The 228-nt window shown below is 65.4% G+C and carries 1 protein-coding gene; it reads right to left on the minus strand.

The window, feature by feature from the left end; all coding sequences use genetic code 11:
• The coding region (locus ACSNOK_RS36715; protein WP_436784964.1) for a glycogen/starch/alpha-glucan phosphorylase at positions 1-228 on the minus strand (228 nt) is incomplete at both ends.

The following is a 228-nucleotide window of genomic DNA, read 5'->3' on the forward strand; positions in this document are numbered from 1 at the left end:
TTGGTGAACTTGTCGGGCCACAGCTCGGCGAAGTCGTTGAGCACCTTGTCGCGCAGCAACTGGGAGTGCAGTTCGGCGACGCCGTTGACCTTGATGCCGGCCACCGTGGCCAGGTAGGCCATCCGGATGCCGCGCTCGGGGTACTCGGCGACGATCGACATGCGACCCAGCCGCAGGTAGTCGTCCGGCCAGGTCTCGCGGACCTGCTCGAGGAACTCGGTGTTGATC

Origin of the sequence: Streptomyces sp. URMC 126 (assembly GCF_051386555.1) — a bacterium.
Taxonomy (GTDB): domain Bacteria; phylum Actinomycetota; class Actinomycetes; order Streptomycetales; family Streptomycetaceae; genus Streptomyces.